The organism is Mycobacterium sp. NGS54 (assembly GCF_059812465.1).
The window spans coordinates 15,645-36,458 of record NZ_JCALCS010000005.1 but is presented as its reverse complement, the minus strand read 5'-3'; the positions used below and the strand labels follow the sequence as shown (position 1 = coordinate 36,458).

The 20,814-nt window shown below is 68.9% G+C and carries 18 protein-coding genes; 8 read left to right on the top strand and 10 right to left on the bottom strand.

The window, feature by feature from the left end:
- Nucleotides 1-56 precede the first annotated feature (56 nt).
- The 4 genes from AC5Y5E_RS16050 (at nucleotide 57) to AC5Y5E_RS16035 (ending at nucleotide 4,110) form a co-directional block, all read left to right on the top strand.
- Nucleotides 57-926 (top strand): carbohydrate ABC transporter permease, encoded by an 870-nt coding sequence (locus tag AC5Y5E_RS16050; protein WP_499904265.1) that lies wholly within the window; start codon nucleotides 57-59, stop codon nucleotides 924-926.
- Nucleotides 913-1,737 (top strand): carbohydrate ABC transporter permease, encoded by an 825-nt coding sequence (locus AC5Y5E_RS16045; protein ID WP_499903976.1) that lies wholly within the window; start codon nucleotides 913-915, stop codon nucleotides 1,735-1,737. The genes AC5Y5E_RS16050 and AC5Y5E_RS16045 overlap by 14 nt, the downstream gene beginning before the upstream one ends.
- Nucleotides 1,734-3,071: an ABC transporter substrate-binding protein gene (locus AC5Y5E_RS16040; RefSeq protein WP_499903975.1), complete on the top strand. Its 1,338-nt coding sequence runs from the start codon at nucleotides 1,734-1,736 to the stop codon at nucleotides 3,069-3,071. Before AC5Y5E_RS16045 ends, AC5Y5E_RS16040 begins: the two co-directional genes overlap by 4 nt.
- A gap of 79 nt (nucleotides 3,072-3,150) precedes the next feature.
- Nucleotides 3,151-4,110: an SPFH domain-containing protein gene (locus tag AC5Y5E_RS16035; RefSeq protein WP_499903974.1), complete on the top strand. Its 960-nt coding sequence runs from the start codon at nucleotides 3,151-3,153 to the stop codon at nucleotides 4,108-4,110.
- 92 nt (nucleotides 4,111-4,202) lie between these two features.
- On the opposite strand, the gene AC5Y5E_RS16030 is transcribed toward AC5Y5E_RS16035, so the two are convergent.
- Genes AC5Y5E_RS16030 through ddaH form a run of 4 tightly spaced genes read right to left on the bottom strand, consistent with a single transcriptional unit; the run spans nucleotide 4,203 to nucleotide 8,615 of the window.
- Nucleotides 4,203-5,081: a universal stress protein gene (locus tag AC5Y5E_RS16030; RefSeq protein WP_499903973.1), complete on the bottom strand. Its 879-nt coding sequence runs from the start codon at nucleotides 5,079-5,081 to the stop codon at nucleotides 4,203-4,205.
- Nucleotides 5,078-6,508 (bottom strand): amino acid permease, encoded by a 1,431-nt coding sequence (locus AC5Y5E_RS16025; RefSeq protein WP_499903972.1) that lies wholly within the window; start codon nucleotides 6,506-6,508, stop codon nucleotides 5,078-5,080. Before AC5Y5E_RS16025 ends, AC5Y5E_RS16030 begins: the two co-directional genes overlap by 4 nt.
- Before the next feature lie 29 nt (nucleotides 6,509-6,537).
- Entirely contained in the window at nucleotides 6,538-7,773 is a 1,236-nt protein-coding gene (gene rocD / locus AC5Y5E_RS16020) for an ornithine--oxo-acid transaminase (protein ID WP_499903971.1), read from the bottom strand.
- Nucleotides 7,770-8,615 (bottom strand): dimethylargininase, encoded by an 846-nt coding sequence (gene ddaH, locus AC5Y5E_RS16015; protein WP_499903970.1) that lies wholly within the window; start codon nucleotides 8,613-8,615, stop codon nucleotides 7,770-7,772. The genes rocD and ddaH overlap by 4 nt, the downstream gene beginning before the upstream one ends.
- A gap of 111 nt (nucleotides 8,616-8,726) precedes the next feature.
- On the opposite strand from ddaH, the gene AC5Y5E_RS16010 reads away from it, so the two are divergent.
- Nucleotides 8,727-9,173, top strand: coding sequence for an Rv2324 family transcriptional regulator (locus tag AC5Y5E_RS16010; RefSeq protein WP_499903969.1), 447 nt, complete (start codon nucleotides 8,727-8,729; stop codon nucleotides 9,171-9,173).
- A 15-nt stretch (nucleotides 9,174-9,188) separates the two neighbouring features.
- On the opposite strand, the gene AC5Y5E_RS16005 is transcribed toward AC5Y5E_RS16010, so the two are convergent.
- The 4 genes from AC5Y5E_RS16005 to AC5Y5E_RS15990 are packed head-to-tail and all read right to left on the bottom strand — an operon-like array spanning nucleotide 9,189 to nucleotide 14,344.
- Complete coding sequence (locus AC5Y5E_RS16005; RefSeq protein WP_499903968.1) at nucleotides 9,189-10,997, bottom strand: sulfatase-like hydrolase/transferase; 1,809 nt, start codon at nucleotides 10,995-10,997, stop codon at nucleotides 9,189-9,191.
- The gene (locus tag AC5Y5E_RS16000) at nucleotides 10,990-11,442 is read right to left on the bottom strand and encodes an SRPBCC family protein (protein WP_499903967.1); all 453 of its coding nucleotides are present in this window, start codon (nucleotides 11,440-11,442) and stop codon (nucleotides 10,990-10,992) included. Before AC5Y5E_RS16000 ends, AC5Y5E_RS16005 begins: the two co-directional genes overlap by 8 nt.
- A 2-nt stretch (nucleotides 11,443-11,444) precedes the next feature.
- Nucleotides 11,445-12,296, bottom strand: a complete 852-nt coding sequence (locus AC5Y5E_RS15995) for a CbiQ family ECF transporter T component (RefSeq protein ID WP_499903966.1) — start codon at nucleotides 12,294-12,296, stop codon at nucleotides 11,445-11,447.
- On the bottom strand, nucleotides 12,293-14,344 hold the full coding sequence (locus AC5Y5E_RS15990; protein ID WP_499903965.1) for an ATP-binding cassette domain-containing protein: 2,052 nt from the start codon (nucleotides 14,342-14,344) through the stop codon (nucleotides 12,293-12,295). The genes AC5Y5E_RS15995 and AC5Y5E_RS15990 overlap by 4 nt, the downstream gene beginning before the upstream one ends.
- A 118-nt stretch (nucleotides 14,345-14,462) precedes the next feature.
- Here AC5Y5E_RS15990 and AC5Y5E_RS15985 point away from each other — a divergent pair, with 118 nt between their 5' ends.
- Nucleotides 14,463-14,960 carry a MarR family winged helix-turn-helix transcriptional regulator gene (locus AC5Y5E_RS15985; protein ID WP_499903964.1) on the top strand — a complete coding sequence of 166 codons (498 nt, stop codon included), beginning with the start codon at nucleotides 14,463-14,465 and terminating at the stop codon, nucleotides 14,958-14,960.
- 80 nt (nucleotides 14,961-15,040) lie between these two features.
- Complete coding sequence (locus AC5Y5E_RS15980; protein ID WP_499903963.1) at nucleotides 15,041-17,428, top strand: ATP-binding cassette domain-containing protein; 2,388 nt, start codon at nucleotides 15,041-15,043, stop codon at nucleotides 17,426-17,428.
- On the opposite strand, the gene AC5Y5E_RS15975 is transcribed toward AC5Y5E_RS15980, so the two are convergent.
- Complete coding sequence (locus AC5Y5E_RS15975) at nucleotides 17,425-17,988, bottom strand: methyltransferase family protein (RefSeq protein WP_499903962.1); 564 nt, start codon at nucleotides 17,986-17,988, stop codon at nucleotides 17,425-17,427. The genes AC5Y5E_RS15980 and AC5Y5E_RS15975 overlap by 4 nt on opposite strands.
- A gap of 120 nt (nucleotides 17,989-18,108) precedes the next feature.
- Between AC5Y5E_RS15975 and AC5Y5E_RS15970 the strand changes: the two genes are divergently transcribed.
- Nucleotides 18,109-20,049: an acyl-CoA dehydrogenase family protein gene (locus tag AC5Y5E_RS15970; protein ID WP_499903961.1), complete on the top strand. Its 1,941-nt coding sequence runs from the start codon at nucleotides 18,109-18,111 to the stop codon at nucleotides 20,047-20,049.
- Nucleotides 20,050-20,089: 40 nt separating this feature from the next.
- Here AC5Y5E_RS15970 and AC5Y5E_RS15965 read toward each other — a convergent pair whose 3' ends face one another.
- A complete protein-coding gene (locus AC5Y5E_RS15965; protein WP_499903960.1) occupies nucleotides 20,090-20,572 on the bottom strand; it encodes an LppP/LprE family lipoprotein in 483 nt (160 codons plus the stop codon).
- Nucleotides 20,573-20,814: the final 242 nt, after the last annotated feature.

Here is a 20,814-nt window from a genome sequence, read left to right as displayed (position 1 = left end):
GCTCGCCCCAAACGACGGCGGCGCCCGCTTTAATTACCTGCATGGCCAGCGCCGTACTGAGGAAACAGCCTCGATCCACCGCGCTGGGCTACGCCCTGTTGGCGCCCAGCCTGTTCGGTGTGCTGGCCTTTCTATTGCTGCCCATCCTCGTGGTGATCTGGCTCAGCCTGTACCGGTGGGACCTGCTGGGCCCGCTGCGCTATGTGGGCCTGGCCAACTGGCGCTCGGTGCTGGCCGACTCGGGCTTCGCCAACTCGCTGATCGTCACCGCCGTCTTCGTCGCGATCGTGGTTCCCGCGCAGACGATCCTCGGGCTGCTGGCCGCGTCCATGCTGGCCCGCCGCCTCCCCGGGACCGGGCTGTTTCGCACCGTCTACGTGCTGCCGTGGATCTGCGCACCCCTGGCGATCGCGGTGCTGTGGCGCTGGATCCTGGCCCCCACCGACGGCGCCGTCAGCGCCGTGCTCGGGCACAGCATCGGGTGGCTCTCCGATCCCAGCTTCGCGCTGCCGCTGGTGTCGGCCGTCGTGGTGTGGACCAACGTCGGCTACGTCTCGCTGTCGTTCCTGGCGGGCCTGCTGGCCATTCCCGACGACATACACGCCGCCGCGCGCACCGACGGCGCCAACGCGTGGCAACGGTTCTGGCGTATCACCCTGCCCATGCTGCGCCCGACGACGTTCTTCGTCCTGGTGACCGGGATCGTCAGCACCGCACAGGTTTTCGACATGGTGTACGCCCTGACCGGTGGGGGGCCGGGCGGCAGCACCGACCTGGTGGCCCACCGCATCTACGCCGAGGCGTTCGGGGCGGCGGCGATCGGGCGGGCGTCGGTCATGGCGGTGGTGCTGTTCGTCATCCTGATCGGGGTCACCGTCATCCAGCACCTGTACTTCCGGCGACGGATCAGCTATGACCTCGTCTAGCCGCCTCTTCAACACGGTCGTCTACGCCGGGCTGACGCTGGGCGCGCTGATCACGTTGGCGCCGTTCGCACTTGGACTGCTGACCTCCTTCACCTCGGCGCACCAGTTCGCCACCGGCACGCCGCTGCAACTGCCCCGCCCGCCCACGCTGGCCAACTACTCCGATCTGGGCGGGGCCGGGTTCGGCCGCGCGGCGGCCGTCACCGCGCTGATGACGGCGGTGATCCTGGTGGGGCAGCTGACGTTTTCGGTGCTGGCCGGATACGCGTTCGCGCGCTTGCACTTTCCCGGGCGCGACGCGCTTTTCTGGGTCTACATCGCCACGCTGATGGTGCCCGCGACGGTCACGGTGGTGCCGATGTATCTGATGATGGCGCAGCTGGGCCTGCGTAACACGTTCTGGGCTTTGGTGCTGCCGTTCATGTTCGGCTCGCCGTACGCGATTTTCCTGCTGCGCGAGCACTTTCGCATCATCCCGAACGACTTGATCAACGCCGCGCGCCTCGACGGGGCCACCACCCTGGACGTGATCGTGCACGTGGTGATCCCGTCCAGCCGTCCCGTCCTGGCCGCGCTGGCGTTGATCACGGTGGTGTCGCAGTGGAACAACTTCATGTGGCCGCTGGTGATCACCAGCGGGCACAAATGGCGGGTGCTCACCGTGGCGACGGCGGATCTGCAGTCGCGGTTCAACTCCCAGTGGACGTTGGTGATGGCGGCGACGACGCTCGCGATCGTGCCGCTCGTCACGCTCTTCGTCGGCTTCCAGCGCCATATCGTCGCGTCGATCGTCGTCTCGGGGCTCAAATGACCCGGCCGCGCTCCTCGACGCTGGTCGCCGGCGCGCTGGTGCTGGTGGCGGTGCTGCTGGCCGCCATGGCGGTGCTGTTGGACTATTCCGCCGAACCCCACGGCGGCAAGATCGTCATCAAAGTGCGGGTCTGGGCCGACCAGATCGCCGCGGCGTATCAGCAGTCGTTCGCGGAATTCAACCGCATGCACCGCGATATCGAGGTCCGCACCAATATCGTCGCCTACTCGACGTACTTCAACACGCTGCGCACCGACGTCGCGGGCGGCAGCGCCGACGACATCTTCTGGCTGTCCAACGCGTACCTCGCCGCCTACGCCGAGGATGGCCGGTTGCTCGACGTCGGCAAGATGCTGGGCCCGGACGCCACCGCCGACTGGGACCCGGCCGTGGTCGAGCAGTTCACCCGCGGCGGCGTGCTGTGGGGGGTGCCGCAGCTGACCGACGGCGGGATCGCGCTCTACTACAACGCCGACCTGCTCGGGGCGGCCGGAATCGACCCCGCCCAACTTGACACGTTGCGGTGGAGCCCCGACGGCGGCGACACGCTGCGACCCCTGCTGGCCCGGCTGACCCTCGACGCCGACGGAAACCCCGCGGGCACACCGCGTTTCGACCCCGGTCGGGTGCGGCAGTGGGGATACAACGCGGCCAACGACCCGCAGGGCATCTACCTGAACTACATCGGCTCGGCGGGTGGCGTATTCCAGCGCGGCGATGAGTTCGCCTTCGACAACCCCGCGGCGGTGTCGGCCTTCCGCTATCTCGTCGGTCTCATCAACGACGACCACGTCGCGCCGCCGGCCTCCGACACCAACGACAACGGCGACTTCTCCCGCAATCAGTTCCTGGCCGGCCGGATGGCGCTGTTCCAGTCCGGCACCTACAACCTGAAGCCGGTGGCCCGCGATGCGCGCTTCCGCTGGGGCGTGGCCATGATGCCCACGGGGCCGGCCGGCCGGGTGAGCGTCACCAACGGCATTGCCGCGGCTGGTAATTCAGCGACCAAGCACCCGGACGCGGTGCGCCAGGTGCTGGCCTGGATGGCCAGCCGCGAGGGCAACGCCTACCTGGGCCGCGACGGTGCGGCCATTCCCGCGGTGCTGTCGGCTCAGCCGGTCTACTTCGACCACTGGGCCACCGAGGGCATCGACGTCAGGCCGTTCTTCTCCGTGCTGAAGGGCCCCCGGATCCCCGCGCCGGGCGGCGCCGGCTTCGCCGCGGGGTACACGGCCCTGCAGAGCTATTTCGACGAAATGTTCTTGGGTCGAGGTGATGTCGCCGTTACCTTGCGGAAGGCGCAGGCGGCGGCCAACGCCGCCGCGCAGCGCTAGCCGCCGGTCCCGCGAAAGCGTTCCCACGCCCGTCGACGGGCGGTACGCTGGCCCGACCTGCATAAAGGGAAGGAATGTCATGCCCGGGTGGTGGATTATTGCGATCCTGTTCTTCCTGGTGGCCGCGGTGGCTCTCGTCGCGAGCCTGCTCCTGGACAAGCGGTCGACGTGGTGGGGCATCACCGCGACCGCGGCGTTGTTCGGCGTGGTCTTCACGCTCATCAGCGCCTACGACCGGGTGGACACACGAAACGTCGGCATCATCACCGAATTCGGCAAGCCGGTGGGTGTGCACGGCGCCGGGATCGTGTGGCATGCGCCGTGGCGCAAGGTGAGTGAGCTCTCGGAGGCGATCCAGTTGCAGGCGTTCGAGTCGAACAGTTTCGACGACGCCAGCCAGGGCAGGGGCGCCAACAACAACCCGGCGGCGATCAACGTGCGGCTGGCCAACAACTCCAACGCCTACGTGGACGAGAACTTGAACTGGCGGCTGCGCGAGGGCGCGGCCCCCAAACTGTTCCAGGATTACGGCGGGGCCAACGTGTTCCAGACGATCAAGGAGCAGTTGGTGGACCGGCAGGCGCAGGTGGCGTTGTCGAAGGTGTTCGCCACGTTCAACCCACAGGTCATGTTGGCGGCGGCGGCGAACGCACCGGGCGCGTCGGCGCAGATGACCGCGCCGGCCCAGGGCGCGGACTTGCCCGCGATGGCCGGCCAGGTCAAGAAGGATCTGCAGGACGCGGTGGGCTCCGAGATCGAGATCCTCGACGTGCGGATCCCGCGGATCTTCTACGACCAGCCGACCCAGCAGCGCATTGACGCCTACAACCAGAAGGTTCAGGAAACGATCAATGCCCAGCAGGACGTCAAGACCGCTGAGCAGAACCGGTTGGCCGCCGAGCAGCGCGCCAACCAGCCGCCACCGGATCTGCGGATCGCGATCTTCAACTGCCTGAACGATCAGGTGAAGAATGGGCGCGACCCCGCCGGGTGCTGGGGCCAGATCGGCGGCCAACCGCTGGTGCAGGTGCCGCGCTAACCGCGTGGCGCTGACAAAGCCATCGGACGCGACCGTCACGCTCGCGTGGCGGTCGACCGCGAGCGCCACGCTGGCGTGACGCTCGGCAGCCGCTAACCGGGGAGCACCAGCACCGGCACCGGGCTCTCGCGGATGATCTTGGCACTGCGGGAACCGAGGAAAACCCTGCGGATTTCGTCGCGCGGTCGGGTCCCCAGCGCCAGGATGTCGCCGTCGCGCCAGTCCGCCTTGCCCAGTGCCTCGTTCCAGTCATGACCGGTAACCACTTGCAGCGCAACGTCTTCGCCGACCACACCGTCGGTCTTCAGGTTCGCCATGATCTCGCGCGCCTGCGACGCCCACGCCTCGAGGATCTCGTCCTCGACGTCGAATCCCACCTCCGGGGGATACATCGTCTTGCCCCGGACGGCGAAGGTCATCACCCGCAGCGGCACCCCGAATCGCTGGGCGGTCTCGGAACAGCGCCGGACCACCTCGATCGAGTCGGCCGTGGCGGCGTAGGCGCAGGTGATCCGCGTCAATCCGCCTGTGTGCGCACGATATCCGCGGGGGCTGATGGCCACCGGGACGGGCGACGCGTGCAGCAACCAGTCGGCGGTCGTGCCGATGACAACCAGCCCGGGCCCACCGCTGGGCAGCGACCCCAGCACGACGACGTCGGCGCCCACCTCCTCGACCACCTCGATCAGTCCCCCGGACACCGAGCGGTGAGCGCGATGCAGGTAGGTGACGTCGACGCCGTCGCACAGATCGTGCAGGTACCGCGCGGCCTCCTCGGCCGAGTCGGCCGCCAGACGCTCGGCCCACTGCTCGTACTCGGCGTCGACACGCGCGAATGACGGAGTCAGCCAGGGCCTGGGCACGATGGTCACCACGGTGAGCGTCGTCCCGAGCGTCCGTGCGGCGCGGACGGCCAGGTGCAGCCCCGACAGGCCCACCTCGCCGGCCCGGTAACCGGCGACCACGGTCACGGCGTTTCCTCGTTGAGGGCGCTATGGTGGCGGCCCCAGGCGAAGTAGAAGACCAGCGCCACCGCGATCCATCCGGAGAACGCTATCCAGGTGTACCAGTGCAGGCTGACCAGGATGTAGCCGCACGCCAGCACCGAAAGTGCCGGCGTGACAGGGTAACCCGGCACCTTGAACGCCCGCGGCAAGTCCGGCTCGCGCACCCGCAGGATGATCACGCCGACCGACACGACGATGAACGCCGTCAGCGTGCCGATGGACACCATGTCGGCCAGCTTGTCGAGCGGGACGAAGGCCGCCAGCGTGCCTGCCGCGACCGCGACGATGGCCGTGTTGCTCACCGGGGTCATGGTCCGTGCATTCACGCTGGCGAATCGCGACGGAAGCAGCCCGTCGCGGCCCATCGCGAACAGGATGCGGGTCTGGCCGTACATGGAGACGAGCGTGACCGAGAAGATCGAGATCACCGCGCCGGCCGCGAGAATCGTGCTGGCCCACCGGCTGTGGGTGACGTTGTCGAGGATCGTGGCGAGGCCGGCCTCTTGTTGCGCGGCGAAGTCTCGCCACGACTGGGTGCCGAGCGCGGCCACCGCGACGAGGAGGTAGACGGTGGTGACGATCGTCAGGGCCGCGATTATGGCGCGCGGCATGGTCTTCTGCGGATCCTTCACCTCGTCGCCGGCCGTCGACACCGCGTCAAGGCCGATGTAGGAGAAGAAGATGGTGCCGGCCGCCGAGCCGATGCCGGCGACGCCGAACGGGGCGAAGTCCTTGAGCCGGTCGGCGTCGAAGGCGGTGAACGCGAGGATCACGAACATGACCAGCACCCCGAGCTTGGTGAGCACCATGATCGCATTGACCCGTGCCGATTCGCTGGCGCCGCGGATCAGCAGCAGCGCGCACATCACGATCAGGATGATCGCCGGCACGTTCACATAGCCCGGTTCGGCGTCCCACGGCGCCGCCGACAAAGCATGCGGCAGTTGGAATCCGAACAGATTGCTCAGCAACTTGTTGAGGTAGCCGCTCCAGGTGACCGAGACCGCGGCGGTGGACACGCCGTATTCCAGCAGCAGGCACGCCGCCACTCCCATCGCGACCACCTCGCCGAGCGTGGTGTAGGCGTAGGAGTACGACGACCCCGAAACCGGCACTGCGGCGGCCAATTCGGCGTAGCAGAGGGCCGCGAGTCCGGCCGCGATGCCGGCGATGAGGAATGAGACGATCACGCCCGGGCCGGCCTCGGGCACCGCCTGGGACATGACGAAGAAGATGCCGGTGCCGATCGTCGAACCGACCCCGAACATGGTGAGCTGGAACGTGCCGATGCTGCGCTTGAGGTGGTCGGCCGCGCCGCGCGCGGCATGGGCGCCGACGACGGGACGGCGCCGCAGCATTTGCTCCGTCAGGCTGATCGAGCTGGATGGCACGTGCGCCCCCTGTTGCGTGGATCAGCTGATTATGCGCGAGCCTCCCGCAACACCGTAGCGAACTGGTCAATCGCCCAGTCGATCTCCTGCCGGGTGATCACCAGCGGCGGCGCGAACCGCAGCGTCGAACCGTGGGTGTCCTTCACCAGCACCCCGCGCCGGGCCAGCCGCAGGCTGATTTCCTTGCCGGTGCCCAGGGCGGGTTCGATGTCGACGCCGGCCCACAGCCCGAGGCCCCGAACCGCCACCACACCGTCGCCGATCAGCCCCTGCAGCCGGCGGTGCAGGTGCGCACCCAATTGGGCCGACCGGGCCTGGAATTCGCCACGCGCCAGCATGGCGACGACCGTGGTGCCGATCGCCGCCGCCAGTGGGTTGCCACCGAAGGTCGAGCCGTGTTCGCCGGGCCGCAGCACGCCGAGGATTTCGCGGTTCGCGACCACCGCCGACAGGGGCAGCACGCCGCCGCCGAGCGCCTTGCCGAGCAGGTAGACGTCCGGCACGACGCGCCACCGGTCACACGCGAAGGTGTAGCCGGTGCGGGCCAGCCCCGCCTGGATCTCGTCGGCGATCATCAGCACGTTGTGCTCGCTGCACAGCGCGCGGACGGTGGGCAGGTAGTTGGCGGGCGGGACGACGATCCCGGCCTCGCCCTGGATCGGCTCCAGCAGCACCGCCACCGTGTCGTCGTCGATCGCGCGGGCCAGCGCTGCGGCGTGGCCGAACGGCACCGAGCGGAAGCCCGGCGTGAACGGCCCGAACCCGTCGCGCGCCGCCGGGTCCGACGAGAAGCTGACGATGCTGATGGTGCGGCCATGGAAGTTGTTGTCCGCCACGATGATGTTGGCCCGGCCCGGGGCTACGCCTTTGACCTCGGCGCCCCATTTGCGGGCGACCTTCAGGCCGCTCTCGACGGCTTCGGCGCCCGAGTTCATCGGCAACACCATGTCTTTGCCGCACAGTCCGGCGAGCGCGGCGCAGAACGGCCCGAGGGTGTCGGAATGGAACGCGCGGCTCACCAGCGTAACGGTGTCCAGTTGCGCGTGGGCGGTCGCGGTGATCTCGGGGTTGCGATGACCGAAGTTGACCGCCGAGTAGGCGGCCAGGAAGTCCAGATAGCGGCGGCCGTCGACGTCGGTGATCCAGGCGCCCTCGGCACTTGCCGCGACCACGGGAAGCGGCGAATAGTTATGCGCCGCGTGCCTTTCGACCAGTTCGATCGCCGCGTCGGTGTCATGTGCGGCCCGGGCGTCGAGGACGGTCATGGGAATACCTCCAATGTGCAGCACTTGACGGAACCGCCGCCCTTGAGCAATTCGGACAAGTCCACGCCGACCGGCTCGAAGCCGGCCTCGTGCAGTTGTGCGGCGAAACCCGTTGCCGCCGAGGGGAGCACGACGTGCAGCCCGTCGGAGACCACGTTGAGGCCGAGCACGTAGGCGTCGGCGCTTCCCACCACGATCGTGTCGGGAAACAGTGCGTGCAGTCGGTCTTGCGCCGCCGCGCTGAACGCCGGAGGGTAGAACGCGATCGTGTGATCGTCGAGGACGGCCAGCGCGGTGTCGAGATGATAGAAGCGGGGGTCCACCAGCTCAAGCGAGACGACCGGAACGCCTAGCGCCGCGGCGATTTCCGGGTGTGCGCGCCGGTCGGTGCGAAACCCGTAGCCGGCCAACACCATATCGCCGAGCATCAGCAGATCGCCCTGCCCCTCGTTGACGTGGCGGGTGGCCACGGGCCGATACCCGAGCGATGACATCCATTCGGAATAGGCGCGGGACTCGCCGGCCCGCTCGGCGAAGCGGAACCGGGCGACGATCGCGATGCCGCGGGCGATGAAGCCGCCGTTGGCGGCGTAGACCATGTCCGGGAGCCCGGGCACGGGCTCGACGAGGTCCACGTGGTGGCCCAGCCGCAGGTACGTCTCGCGCAGGGCGTCCCACTGCGCCCGGGCCAGCTGGGCGTCGACGGGCGTGCCGACGTCCATCCAGGGGTTGATCGCGTACTCGACGGCGAAGAAGTCCGGCGGGGTCATCGCGTACCGGCGGGCCCGGGACATCCGGACGGGCGTGGCGGGCGCCGGCGCGGCAACGTATGAATCCGTCATAAATCAACGGTATTTGCGACGCTTCAAACAAGCAAACGACGATTCTTGCGCGTCTAGTGTCGATTTATTGCGCTAGAGTCGTTGATGCGGCGATTTGTTAAGGAGTGGCTTATGGACCGTCTCGACGAGACCGACGAGCGCATCCTGACCGAGCTGACCCAGAACGCGCGGGCCACCTTCGCCGAGATCGGCCAGACGGTGAACCTGTCGGCGCCGGCGGTCAAGCGCCGCGTCGACCGGATGCTCGATGACGGTGTGATCAAGGGCTTCACCACGGTCGTCGACCCCAACGCGCTCGGCTGGAAGACGGAAGCCTACGTGCAGGTGTTCTGCCACGGCACGATCTCCCCCGAGCAGCTGCGGGCGGCGTGGGTGAACATGCCGGAGGTGGTCAGCGCGGCCACCGTGACCGGCACGTCGGATGCGATCCTGCACGTGCTGGCCCGCGACATGCGACACCTGGAGGCGGCGCTGGAGCGCATCCGTTCGAGCGCGCACATCGAGCGCAGCGAAAGCATCGTGGTGCTGTCGAACCTGATCGACCGCATGCGGACCTAGCGGTCCGCGAGCGAGTCAGCGGCCGAAAAGCCGAACCAGCCGCCTCAGCCTCGACGGCCGCGGCGCGGGTGGCCGGCGAGATACGTAGGGCCACGGGAGGTTTCGCTCCGGGACGGAAACGGCCCGGGCGTGCTTGAGCTGCGTCCGCAAGTGCTGGCGCAGGTCATGCAGATCGGGATCGGTCCAGCGGTTGTCGGCTTCGATCGGGTCGGCGGTCAGGTCGTACAGCTCCCATTGGTCGTCCACGGGCGATGTCCGGTACGCCTCGCCGCCGAGCCCGTTGGCCGCGAGGTGACGCACCCCTGGTTCGGTCCAGGTGGCCGGGTCATCGAAGGTGCGGACCAGCTTCCACAGGTGCCCGGCGCCCCCGGATGCCGTCGCGTTGTCGACGCGGAGCACCAGCCCCTCGAAATTGGACGCGGTATGGGCGGGCACCCGAATGCGCAGCGGGGCGGGCGGATTGACGGTGCGCTTCAGGCGGCGCGCGAGCCCCGAGGCGCCGCTGTCGCCCTCGAGCATGTTGTCGCGGGTCATCAGGTAAACGGCCCGCGCGTCATCGGCGGGTGCCCCGTCCACCACGGGCATGAGGTCGCGGCCCGGCAGCTCGTGGACTTCGGAGAACGACTCGGCCAGCGTGGCAGCGACGGCGGCGACTTCGATGCCGGCGGCCGAAAGCAGCGTCGGCACCAGGTCGACGTGCGACGTCGGCGCGGTGACGGTGCGGGGCCGCGTGGCGCCCGAACCAATCCGCGCGATCACGAACGGAACGCGGGTGGCCTCGTCGTACAGGTTGAACCATTTCTGGTGCAGCCCACCGTGGGCGCCCAGCAGGTCCCCGTGATCGGCGGTGCGCACCAGCACCGCGTTGGCCGAGCCACCCTCGGTCACCGCCCGCCTCACCCGGTCGATCGGCCCGTCCACCTCGGCGTGCAGCCGGTAGTACAGGTCGCGGTAGCGCTGGGCGTTGCGATCGTAAGTCCGGCTGATCGCCGGCGCCGGACCGTAGCCGGAGTAATACGCCTCGCGGAAGGCGATTTGGGCGGCCGGCTTCGTCGACAGGTCCTCGTCGGCGGTGGGCGCCGGGGGCACCGGCGGCGGATCCAACGGCGACGGCTTGACCGGACCCCGGCGCGACCAGGTGGGGAACAGGACGATGTCGTGCGGGTTGACGAAGCTGGCGACCAACAGGAAGGGGCGCAGCGCGTCGGGGTCGCCGGCGCGACGGCGGGCATAGCGGTCGGTGAGCCAGCCGACGACGCGATCGGCGATCAGGGGATCCCGGCGAATGCCCGCGTTGGCCAGCAGCGCGCCATGCGGTTCGGGGCCGACCCATCCCGAAAAGCCGAACGGCCCAAGCGGATCGGCGTCCAGGTAGCGCCGCACCGCCGCGTCATCGACGACGCCGTCGTCGTCGTTGGTCGGCAGTGAACGCCCGGTGGACTGATCGACGAGATCGGCGTGCGAGATGTGCCACTTGCCGTCGTAGTGGGTGTCGTATCCGGCTGCCCGGAACCAGTTGCCGAGGGTGGGCACCTCGCCCTGGCGCAGCCAGCGCATGCGGGAATCGTCGGCCGTCTTTCCGATGCCGTCGGTCTGGGTGACCCCGTGCAGGTCGGGGTACTGGCCCGTGAAAATCGTTGGGCGGCTGGGCACGCAGGCCAGCGAGCCGGTGTAGTGCCGGGCGAAGCTGACGCCGTGGTCGTCAAACCACTTGCGGCCGCTGAGTATTCGGTTGCGCCACGCCAACACCGCGGGGGTCTCGTACGGCGGGACCGCGCGCTCCTCGTCGGTCATGACGATGATGACGTCGGGGCGATCAGACACGGGCGTTCTCCAATCGATTCGCCAGCCCGGCGAGCATCACGTCGGACTGTCGCGCGAGAAAGCGACACAACACGCGTTCGGCCAGTTTCTGTGCTGGGCTGTCACCGATTTCGACCGTGCTGGTGAGGGTCACGACCGTCGAGCCGGCGGGGCCCGGGGCGAGCGTCCAGCGGTTGGTCATCCTGCGCACGCGGCCCGGCAGGCCCTCGACGTCGTAGGCCAGGGCGCGCGGCGGGTCGAACTCGGTGATCCGTTCGACGAGGGCGTCGCGTTTGACCTGGACGCGCCTCGCGGTACCGATGGCGGCCCCGTCGGCTCCGGAGAACAGGATGCACGAGTGGTCGACGTTGTCGGCCCACGAGCTGATCGCGCCGAAGTCCGCGAGGACGTCCCAGATCGGTTGGGGGCGGGCCGCGATGCCGCGGCTGCGGGCGACGTCGGCCATGCCTAGCGCATTGTGTGAATCATCGCCTCGAGCACCACCGCCAGGCCGCTGACCGCGAGGGTGATCGCGATGGTCACCCAATCCGCGAGCTTGGGCCGGGCCGGGTTGGCCGAGATTTGACCGGTGCCGCCGCGGGCAGTGATCGCGTCGCCCATCTCGTCGGCGCGCCGCAGGGTCACGGTGGTGGCGGCGGCCAGCAGGTCGATCAGCTCCAGGGCGTGCCGGCGGCGACGGGCCTTGCGGCTCCGCGGTATCCGTTTGGGCCGCAGCCGGCGGGCGGCGTAGAGCACCTGGAACTCGTCGATCAGCATCGGGAAGGCGCGCAGCGCCAGCGCCAGGGCCGCCGCCCATTCGTCGACCGGGATCCGCAACAGTTTGAACGGCCGGCCCAAAGTGGCCAGCGCGGGCCCTATTTCGGCGACGTTGGTGGTCCAGGACACCATCGCGCCGAGCGCGAGCAGCACGATCGACAGCGCGGTGATCCGCAGGAAGTGCAAACCACCCCCGAGGCCGAGCTCGAGGCCGCCGATCGAGACTTTCGGGCCGCCGCCGCCCAGCACGGCGGTGATGCCGCCCAGGGCGATGACGATCCACAACCACCGCGGGATCGACGGCACCGCGCCGCGCGGAATGCGCGCGATCCGGACCGCCGCCAAGACCAGCGCCGCCACCAACCCGATCGTCACCCAGCCCGGGTAGAACGTCAGCAGCGCCGAAACACCGAAAACAACAAGCAGTTTGGTGCCCGCCCACAGCTCGTGAATGGTCGACGTTCCGGGCACCGGGACGAGCAGCACGACCGGACGCGGCGTGCGTCGGGTCGAGGCGCGCTCCGGGACGGAGGTTGCGGTCATGCCATGCCCCCTGCCGGGGCCGGAACGGGCTCGAGCGTGCCGTTGCGCAGGTGCAGGGTGCGCGGGCACAGGTCCTCCAGCCCGACGAAGTCGTGCGAAATGACCACCACCGTCAGGTCCTGCTCGCGGCGCAGGTCTTCCAGCAGGCGCAGCAGGCCGCGCTGGCTGGCGGCGTCCAACCCGGCCAGCGGCTCGTCGAGGATCAGCGCCCGCGGTGAACGGGCCAGGAGTCCGGCCAGCACCACGCGGCGCATCTGCCCGCCGCTGAGCTGGTCGATCGGCCGCCTGGCCAGCGTGGGATCGAGTCCGACGACGGCCAGCGCCGCGGCGACGCGATCCTTGTCACGCGGCGAAAAGCCCGCTGCCGAGGCGACTTCCAGGTCCACGCGGCCGCGCATCAGTTGCAGCCGGGCCGCCTGGAACGACAACGCCACCGCACCGACCTGCTCGTGGATGGGCCGGCCATCCATGAGGCAGGTACCGCTCGTCGGCACCGTGAGCCCGGCCATGATCCAGGCCAGCGTCGACTTGCCCGAGCCGTTGCCGCCGTGGATCAGCACGCCGTCTCCCTGCTCCACCGTGAAGCTGACGTCGCGCAGTGCGGTTTTGGCCCACGGGGTGCCGCTGCCGTATTCGTGGCCGACGCCGACGAGTTCGATCACCGGCGCCCGCGAGCCGTGGTGTACCGCGGCTCCATTGGTTGCGGCCGGCGCCGGCACGGTCTCGACCATCACGGAGTTGTCCGGGGAATCGCTGAGATCGACTGTGCGATCGGCGGACTCGGCCTCGGTGTTGTAGTGCGTGATGTGCACCAGGGCGGTGCGGTGTCGCTTGGGAAGATCGGACAGCACGCGCAGCAACGCATCCCGGCCCTGCTGGTCGACCATGGTGGTCACCTCGTCGGCGATGAGCAACGCCGGCTCCCTGGCCAGCGCCGCGGCGAGCGCGAGGCGCTGCAGCTCGCCCCCGGACAGGCTTCCGGTGTCGCGTTGCGCGAGCCCGTCGAGGCCGACCTCGCTCAGCAGGCGGTCCACGTCGATCTTGGTGCCGGGCGGCAGACCCCACACCACGTCGTCGGCGACCCGCGTGCCCAGCACCTGGCTTTCGGGGTGCTGCAGCACGACCGCGGTGCCGCCCAGCTTGCCCAGGCCCACCGCGCCGGGGCGCTCCACCGTGCCCGACGTCGGTTCGCGGCCGGCCAGAACCAGCATCAGCGTGGTCTTCCCGGATCCGTTGGGTCCGGTGATCGCGACGTGTTCGCCGACCCGGAGGTCCAGGCTGAGCTCGCGCAGCGCGTCCCGGCGGGCACCCGGGTAACGGAAACGCACCTTATCCAGCCGCACCGGAACCGGGCCGACGGCCCCCTGCTCGGCCTCGCCGTCCCGGGCGTCCAGCTGGTGCACGTCGGGGATGCCGCGCATCCGGTCCAGCAGGCGGGACAACGCCCACCAGCCGATCAGCGACACGATCAGGATGCCGATGACGTAATAGATGAGCACCAGCAGCTGCCAATGCTGCACGCCGAGAGCGAAATAGCGCTTCAAGTCCGCACCGACGCCCTGCATGTGCACCCGGGTCAGGAACGCCGCGACCCCGTTCACGTCCGCGGTGATGACGTCGAAGATCAGGCGACGCAGCCGGCTCATCACGGTCAGCCCGATGACGTCCGCGGCGCCGAAGGCCAACCCGGCGATCAAGGACCAGAAGATCACCGTGGGCAGGCCGCGGCGCTTCCGCTTGATGATTCCGGTCAGGCCGCCGATGTAGACGCAATGGATGACGGTCATGAGACCGCCCAACCCGGCGATCAGGAAGGCGATCATCGCGGCCGCGACCGTCGCGGCCATCAGGACGCGGAACCGGTAGCGGTAGGCCAGCAGCCCGGTGGGCACGGTACCCAGCAGGGCGAGTCCCGCGGCGAACGGGACGATCACCGAGATGATGGCGATGACCGCGCACAGCGCCCCCATGACGGCGGCCTGCGCCAACTCGACCGGCCGCAGCGGTCCACCCCGTTGGTGTGAACGGGATGGTCGGGGGACGGTCACCTCACCGATTCTGCCAGGCCGCGCCGGCAAGTCCCCGCGCCACACCACATACGCTGGGTTTTTGCGCCGACGCGTGTGGCGCTCGTCTCGCTTAGCAAAGCTATGCAACCATGGATGTATGAACGCATCCGCCGCCAACCACACCGATGTCGTTGACGCCGCAACCACCGAGTCCCAGTCCGGCCTCGGAGCCGATCTCCTCGCCGTCGTCGCCCGCCTGAACCGACTGGCGACCCAGCGCATCCAGATGCCGCTGCCCGCCGCGCAGGCGCGGCTGCTGGCCACCATCGAGGCCCATGGGGAGGCGCGAATCGGCGACCTCGCCGGCGTCGACCACTGTTCGCAACCGACCATGACCACGCAGGTGCGCCGCCTCGAGGACGCCGGCCTGGTCACGCGGACCGTCGATCCCGGCGACGCCCGGGCGGTCCGCATCCGCATCACGGCCGACGGGATACGCACGCTCGACGCCGTCCGTTCCGACCGGGCCGCCGCGATCGAACCGCAGCTGGCCCTGCTCGAGCCGGCGGACCGCGAGGTGCTGAAGGAGGCGGTCGGGGTCCTGCGGCGGCTCCTCGAGAACGCCGCGTCGACGCCGCGCCGCCACACTCTCTGATGGCATCGTGCGGTGGATGCATCGCCGCGGGCGGGTAGACACTGGAAGTTCGGACTGACCGGTGACGAAAGGTGGCGGTGATGCGGCCCGAGGCTTCCGCCTTCCCGGCCTCCCCGTTGACCGTATGGGTCGGACCGACGAGATACGTCTTCGCGCCCGGTCGCGACGTGCTGGTGGGCTACGGACCTGGAGTCGACATCGCGCTCGGACCACCGGGCAACCCGGCGGCGCCTCACCCCGATGTGGTGCTGCGGTTCACCGGTAGGCACTGGGTGGCCATCGACAACAGCCCCCGCGGGATGTTCGTCAACGGCTGGCGGGTGCCGGCCGTCGACATCCACTCCGGCCAGGCGATCACGATCGGCGATCCGCAGCGCGGCCCGCGGCTGGTTTTCCAGATCGACCCGCCCGGGCGGCCACCGGGCCCGCCGCCGCCGCCGCGGTTCCGGCAGCCCCCGGGACCGCCCCGTCCGCCGCAACCCCCGCCTCCCGGCACCGGGCAGCGCCCGAACGACCCCAGCTTGCGGGCGCCGACCGAGCGCACGACCCAGCGGATGCGCATCCCGCCACCCCCACCGCCCGCGGTCGAGCCGCCGGGTCCGCCCGCCCCGCCGGAACCGCCCGCGCCGCCCGTCGCGGAGGCGCCCGAGGCGATCGAACCCGAACCGTCCGACGGTCCGGGCCTGATCGAGCGGATGACCACGCGCAAGCTGCGGACCCCAAGCCCGTCCTTGCGCACTCAGGAAGGCAACTCCACGTATCGGCTGCCGCTCAGGTCCGGAGCGCGGACCAGCGGGGTCGCGGCATACCAGCTGGGGCTTACGGTCGACGGGCACGAGGTGCTCACCGACATCTCGTTCACGGCTGGTCTGGGCACCATGACCGCGATCGTGGGACCGTCGGCGGCGCGCAACTCGGCACTGCTCGAACTGCTCTCCGGCACAAGGGAACTCAGTTCCGGCCGAACGACGGTCGACGGCCACGACGTGTACGCCGAGCCCGAGTCGATGCGCGCCCGCATTGGTGTCGTGCGCGGCGACGACTGCCTGCACCCGCGGCTCACGATCGAACAAGCCTTGGGCTACGCCGCCGAACTGCGCCTGCCGCCGGACACCGCGGCCGAGCACCGTCGGCGGGTGGTGGACCAGGTGATCGAGGAGCTGGAGCTGACGCCCCACCGCGCGACGCGGATCAGCAAACTCCCACCCGAGGTGCGCCGGCGTGCGTCGCTGGCGGTCGAACTGGTCACCCGGCCGACCCTGCTCGTGGTCGACGATCCGGGCGCCGGGCTGGATGCGCCGCAGCAAGACCGCGTGATGGCAGTCCTGCGTCGCCAGGCCGACATCGGCTGTGTCGTGGTGGTTGCGATTCCGTCGCACGCATCACTGGGCAATCTCAACCTCTGCGACCAGGTGTTGGTCCTCACCGCGCGGGGCGCCACGGCTTTCCTCGGGACCCCGTTGCAGGTCGAGCCCGCGATGGGCACCACCGACTGGGCCGACGTCATCGAGCGGATCGGGGCGGATCCCGACGGCGCGCACGACGAGTTCCGGGCCCGGCAGCAAGGACTGGCCCCGCCCACGCCGCCGGAAGTGGCACCGCCGTGGCCGCCGCCCCAAGGGCTCGCCGCGAAGCGGCAAGTCCGGGTGCTCGTGCGCCGCCAGCTCCGCCTGCTCTTCGCCGACCACATCTACGTGCTGTTCCTGGCGATCCTGCCCTTTGTGTTGGCGGCGCTGACACTGTTGATTCCCGGCGAGTCCGGCCTGGAACGGCCCAACCCGAGCAGTTCCAACCCGCACGAGGCCATCGAGATCCTGGCCGCGCTCAACATCGCCGCGGTGATCGTGGGCACCGCCCTGACCATCCGCACGCTGGTCGAGGAGCGCCGCGCCTTCCGGCGCGAGCAGGCCGTCGGGCTCTCGGCCCCGGCGTACCTGGGCGCCAAGATCGTCGTCTTCGGCCTGGCCGCGCTCGTCCTGACCGGCATCTTCTTCGCGATCGTCGTCGTGGTGAAAGGCGGGCCGGTGCACGGCCCGGTGCTGTTGGGCTTTTCCAGCGGGGCCACCGCCGAGCTCTATCTGAGCGTGGCCGCGACGGCCCTCGTGTCGGCGGTCGTCGGGCTGGCGTTGTCCGCGACGGGCAACCGGCTGCGCGAGGTGCTGCCGCTGCTGGTGCTGGTGGTCCTAGCCTCGCTGCTGTTCAACGGCAGCCTGGTGCAGCTGGTGAGCAAGTGGGGCTTCCAGCAGATTTCCTGGTTCGTTCCGGCCCAGTGGGGTTTCGCGGCGTCGGCGTCGGTCGCCGATCTGCGCAGGGTCGACGCGCTGGCCGCCAACGCCCAGATGTGGACGCACTATTCGGGCTGGTGGGTGTTCGACATGGTGATGCTCTTGGGCTTCGGCGCCGGCGCGGCCGGCTTCGCCCTTTTCCGGCTGCGCGCGCCGAAGCGGCCGTCTGCCGGCTCGGGCTAGACGTAGCGCCGCACGCGGCGGCAATAGTCGGCGAATTCGTCGCCGTAGCGCTGCCGCATGAACGCTTCCTCGCGCAACACTTGCCGGTGGAACAGCGCGGTGGCGGCGACCAGGTAGATCAACGGAACCCAGTTGGGGAACACCAGGAGCTGGCCGACGAGGAAAACGAAGAACCCGACGTAGATCGGGTTGCGGCTCACCGCGAATATGCCGGTCGTCACCAGCCGGCCGGGCTGGTCGACGTCGATGCCGACGCGGAAGCTGGCGCCGAATGACACCAGGCTGAACACCAGGATCAGGACCCCGACCAGGCAGAGGGCCACTCCCAGCCAGGCGAGCAACGTCGAGTGGAACCGCTGACGGCTGGCCAGCGGCCACCCGAAGGCGGCGGCGAACACCGTGTAGAAGTAGAACAGCGCGACGGGCGGGATCAGGAAGTCGGTCTTGTCCAGCTTCCCGAAATGCATTGCTTGGGTGCCGGTTCTGCGCAGCAGCATGACTCTGGCGAGGACGGTGCCGATCAGGAGCACGATCATGGCAGCGGCGAAATACTGCGGCATCGCTCGATCATGACACTTGCAGCGCGGCGCCCAGCGTGTACTCGGCGCGAAAATGCGGGCGTTGCGCGATTGTTGTGCAAGGCCTGTTTCAAGGCCTGAGCAGCGGGTTACCGTCCCTTTATGGCGCCAGACACGAAAAGCACGGCCGAACACCTGCGCAACGCCCTGGACGGGCGGTGGCGCGACGTGAAGAACCGGATGCGGGCCACGATGACCGAGGAGCTGTTCCGCCCGCATTACACGCCGAACACCGTGATCGCCCGCACCAAGGTGGCCGAGCAAATGCGGATCATGGCGGCCTTCGGGGTCGCCGCCGACAACTTCCGCAAGGAGCACGGTGGGACCGGCGACGTGGGCGCCGCGATCACGATGATCGAGATGCTCGCGATGTCCGACCTGTCGCTGATGGTGAAGGCCGGTGTCCAGTGGGGGCTGTTCGGCGGTGCCGTCGAGAACCTGGGCACCGAGCGCCACCACGAGGCCTATGTGAAGAAGATCATCAGCCTCGAATTGCGCGGCTGTTTCGCCATGACCGAGACCGGGCACGGCAGCGACGTTCAGTCGGTGGAGACCACCGCGACCTACGACCCCGAGACCGAGGAGTTCGTCGTCGACTCCCCCACCCCGACGGCCCGCAAGGATTACATCGGGGGCGCCGCCGAAACCGCCACCATGGCATCGGTTTTCGCGCAACTCATCACCACCGAGGACGGCAAGCCGGTCAACCACGGCGTGCACTGCCTGCTGGTCCCGATCCGCGACGCCGACGGCAACGACCTGCCCGGGGTCACGACGTCGGACTGCGAGTACAAGGGCGGCCTGCCCGGTGTGGACAACGGCCGCATCGTCTTCGACCATGTCCGCGTCCCGCGGGTGAACCTGCTGAACAAGTACGGCGACGTGGCGCCGGACGGCACCTACAGCTCCCCGATCGACAACCCCAACCGCCGGTTCTTCACCATGCTGGGCACGCTGGTTCGCGGCCGCATCACCGTGGGCGGCAGCGCGGGCGCCGCCGCGCGCGTCGCGCTGGACATCGCCACTCGATATGCGTTGCAGCGCAGGCAATTCAATGCGCCCGGCGAGGACACCGAGGTGCTGATCATGGACTACCTGGTGCACCAGCGCCGGCTGTTCCCGTTGATCGCCCGGTCATACGCGCTGCAGTTCGCCCAGAACGAACTGGTCAGCAGGTGCCACGACATCCAGACCGCGGACGCGCCCGACGCCGACGAGCAGCGGGAGCTGGAAGCGCGGGCCGCCGGACTGAAGGCGGCCAACACCTGGCACGCGTCGCGAGCAATCCAGGAGGCGCGGGAGGCCTGCGGCGGCGCGGGCTACATGGCCGAGAACCGGCTGATCGGGCTGCGCGGCGACACCGACGTGTTCACCACGTTCGAGGGCGACAACCACGTGCTGACCCAATTGGTGGCCAAGGAGCTGCTGACGGCTTATGCCGACGACATCCGCAGCATGAGCCCGGTCGAATGGGTGCGCTTCGCCGCCAACACCGTCGGTGAGCGGGTGCGGAAACGCACTGCGGCCGAGGCGATTATGCAGACGATCATCGACGCCCGCCAGGACAGCGAAGAGGAAGGCAGCCTGTTCAACCGCGGCACCCAGGTCACCATGTTCGAGGAGCGTGAGGACTATCTGCTCTCGTCGGTGGCGCGTCGGCTGCAGGGCAAATCTAAAGAGATGTCGGAATTCGACGCGTTCAACGCCGTGCAGGATCACGTGCTGCACGCGGCGAGCGCGCACATCGACCGAATCGTGCTGGAAGCGTTCGTCGCCGGGATCGACTCGTGCGAGGACACGGAGGCTCGCGGACTGCTCGAAATGGTCTGCGACGTGTACGCATTGTCGGTGATCGAGGACGACAAGGCCTGGTACATCGAACACGGCTACCTGTCGACCGGGCGAGCCAAGGCGGTCACCCGCGGCATCAACGATCGATGCCGCAAGCTGCGCCCCTACGCGGAGACGCTGGTCGACGGGTTCGGCATCCCGGAGCCGCTGCGCTACGCCGAGATGCTGCACCCGGAGAACCTGCCCGACTGAGGCTTTGGCGGCGCGGCTTTGGGCGCCGGGTCAACGAGCGCTACTGATGCGGGATCTTGCCGAGCGCCTGCAGCTTGCCGTCCGACCCGATCTGGAACTTCACGGTGCCGATTCCGGTGGGACAGCACGGTTCGTCCTTGCCGACCTGCCATTGGTACTGGACGGTGATCGTGTCGTCGGACGGCGGCAGCACGGTGATGTACGGCTTCGGGTTCGGCGTGGGTGGGCCCAGCGGGGTGTTGTGGTCGAAGAAAAGCAGCTGCTGCGGAGTTGACTCGCTGGCGATGGTCGGGATGATCTGAACCCAAAACAGGCGGCACTTCTTGGTGTGCCCCCGCGCGATTTCGACCCAGGTCGAGCCGGGCACTTCGACCGGGACGGAGGCGATGGCCTGCCGCACCGTGTCGGCGTTCGGACCGTCGGACTCCTTACAAGTATCGGCCCGCGAGGCCGGCTGTGTCGTCGGTTTTCCGCCGCACGCCGACGCCAGCAAGATCAGCAGAATCACAAACGAGCGGCGCACATTGTGAGCTTAACGAAAACTGTGAATGTCCCATTTGTTTCGTCGGAGGCGCCCTTCTGAGAGGCAAATCACCGAGGCCCGCGGGTAGTCTTGCCGACGTCGCGGATCGGTGCTGACCTGCGATTACGCGGCGTTGCGGCGACCTCACACACCAATGCGGATTCGGTGAAAGCAAGCCGTAAAACGGCGGAAACATCGGGCGCCCGATGCCGAAACATCATTGCCGCACTATTTAGCGCATT

What these genes read in the sequence shown, in the direction of transcription:
- AC5Y5E_RS16045 (WP_499903976.1), top strand. Translation starts at nt 913, where the DNA reads ATGACCTCGTCTAGCCGCCTCTTCAACACGGTCGTCTACGCCGGGCTG.
- AC5Y5E_RS16040 (WP_499903975.1), top strand. Translation starts at nt 1,734, where the DNA reads ATGACCCGGCCGCGCTCCTCGACGCTGGTCGCCGGCGCGCTGGTGCTG.
- AC5Y5E_RS16035 (WP_499903974.1), top strand. Translation starts at nt 3,151, where the DNA reads ATGCCCGGGTGGTGGATTATTGCGATCCTGTTCTTCCTGGTGGCCGCG.
- rocD (WP_499903971.1), bottom strand. Translation starts at nt 7,773, where the DNA reads ATGACCGTCCTCGACGCCCGGGCCGCACATGACACCGACGCGGCGATC.
- ddaH (WP_499903970.1), bottom strand. Translation starts at nt 8,615, where the DNA reads ATGACGGATTCATACGTTGCCGCGCCGGCGCCCGCCACGCCCGTCCGG.
- AC5Y5E_RS16010 (WP_499903969.1), top strand. Translation starts at nt 8,727, where the DNA reads ATGGACCGTCTCGACGAGACCGACGAGCGCATCCTGACCGAGCTGACC.
- AC5Y5E_RS16000 (WP_499903967.1), bottom strand. Translation starts at nt 11,442, where the DNA reads ATGGCCGACGTCGCCCGCAGCCGCGGCATCGCGGCCCGCCCCCAACCG.
- AC5Y5E_RS15995 (WP_499903966.1), bottom strand. Translation starts at nt 12,296, where the DNA reads ATGACCGCAACCTCCGTCCCGGAGCGCGCCTCGACCCGACGCACGCCG.
- AC5Y5E_RS15985 (WP_499903964.1), top strand. Translation starts at nt 14,463, where the DNA reads ATGAACGCATCCGCCGCCAACCACACCGATGTCGTTGACGCCGCAACC.
- AC5Y5E_RS15980 (WP_499903963.1), top strand. Translation starts at nt 15,041, where the DNA reads ATGCGGCCCGAGGCTTCCGCCTTCCCGGCCTCCCCGTTGACCGTATGG.
- AC5Y5E_RS15975 (WP_499903962.1), bottom strand. Translation starts at nt 17,988, where the DNA reads ATGCCGCAGTATTTCGCCGCTGCCATGATCGTGCTCCTGATCGGCACC.
- AC5Y5E_RS15970 (WP_499903961.1), top strand. Translation starts at nt 18,109, where the DNA reads ATGGCGCCAGACACGAAAAGCACGGCCGAACACCTGCGCAACGCCCTG.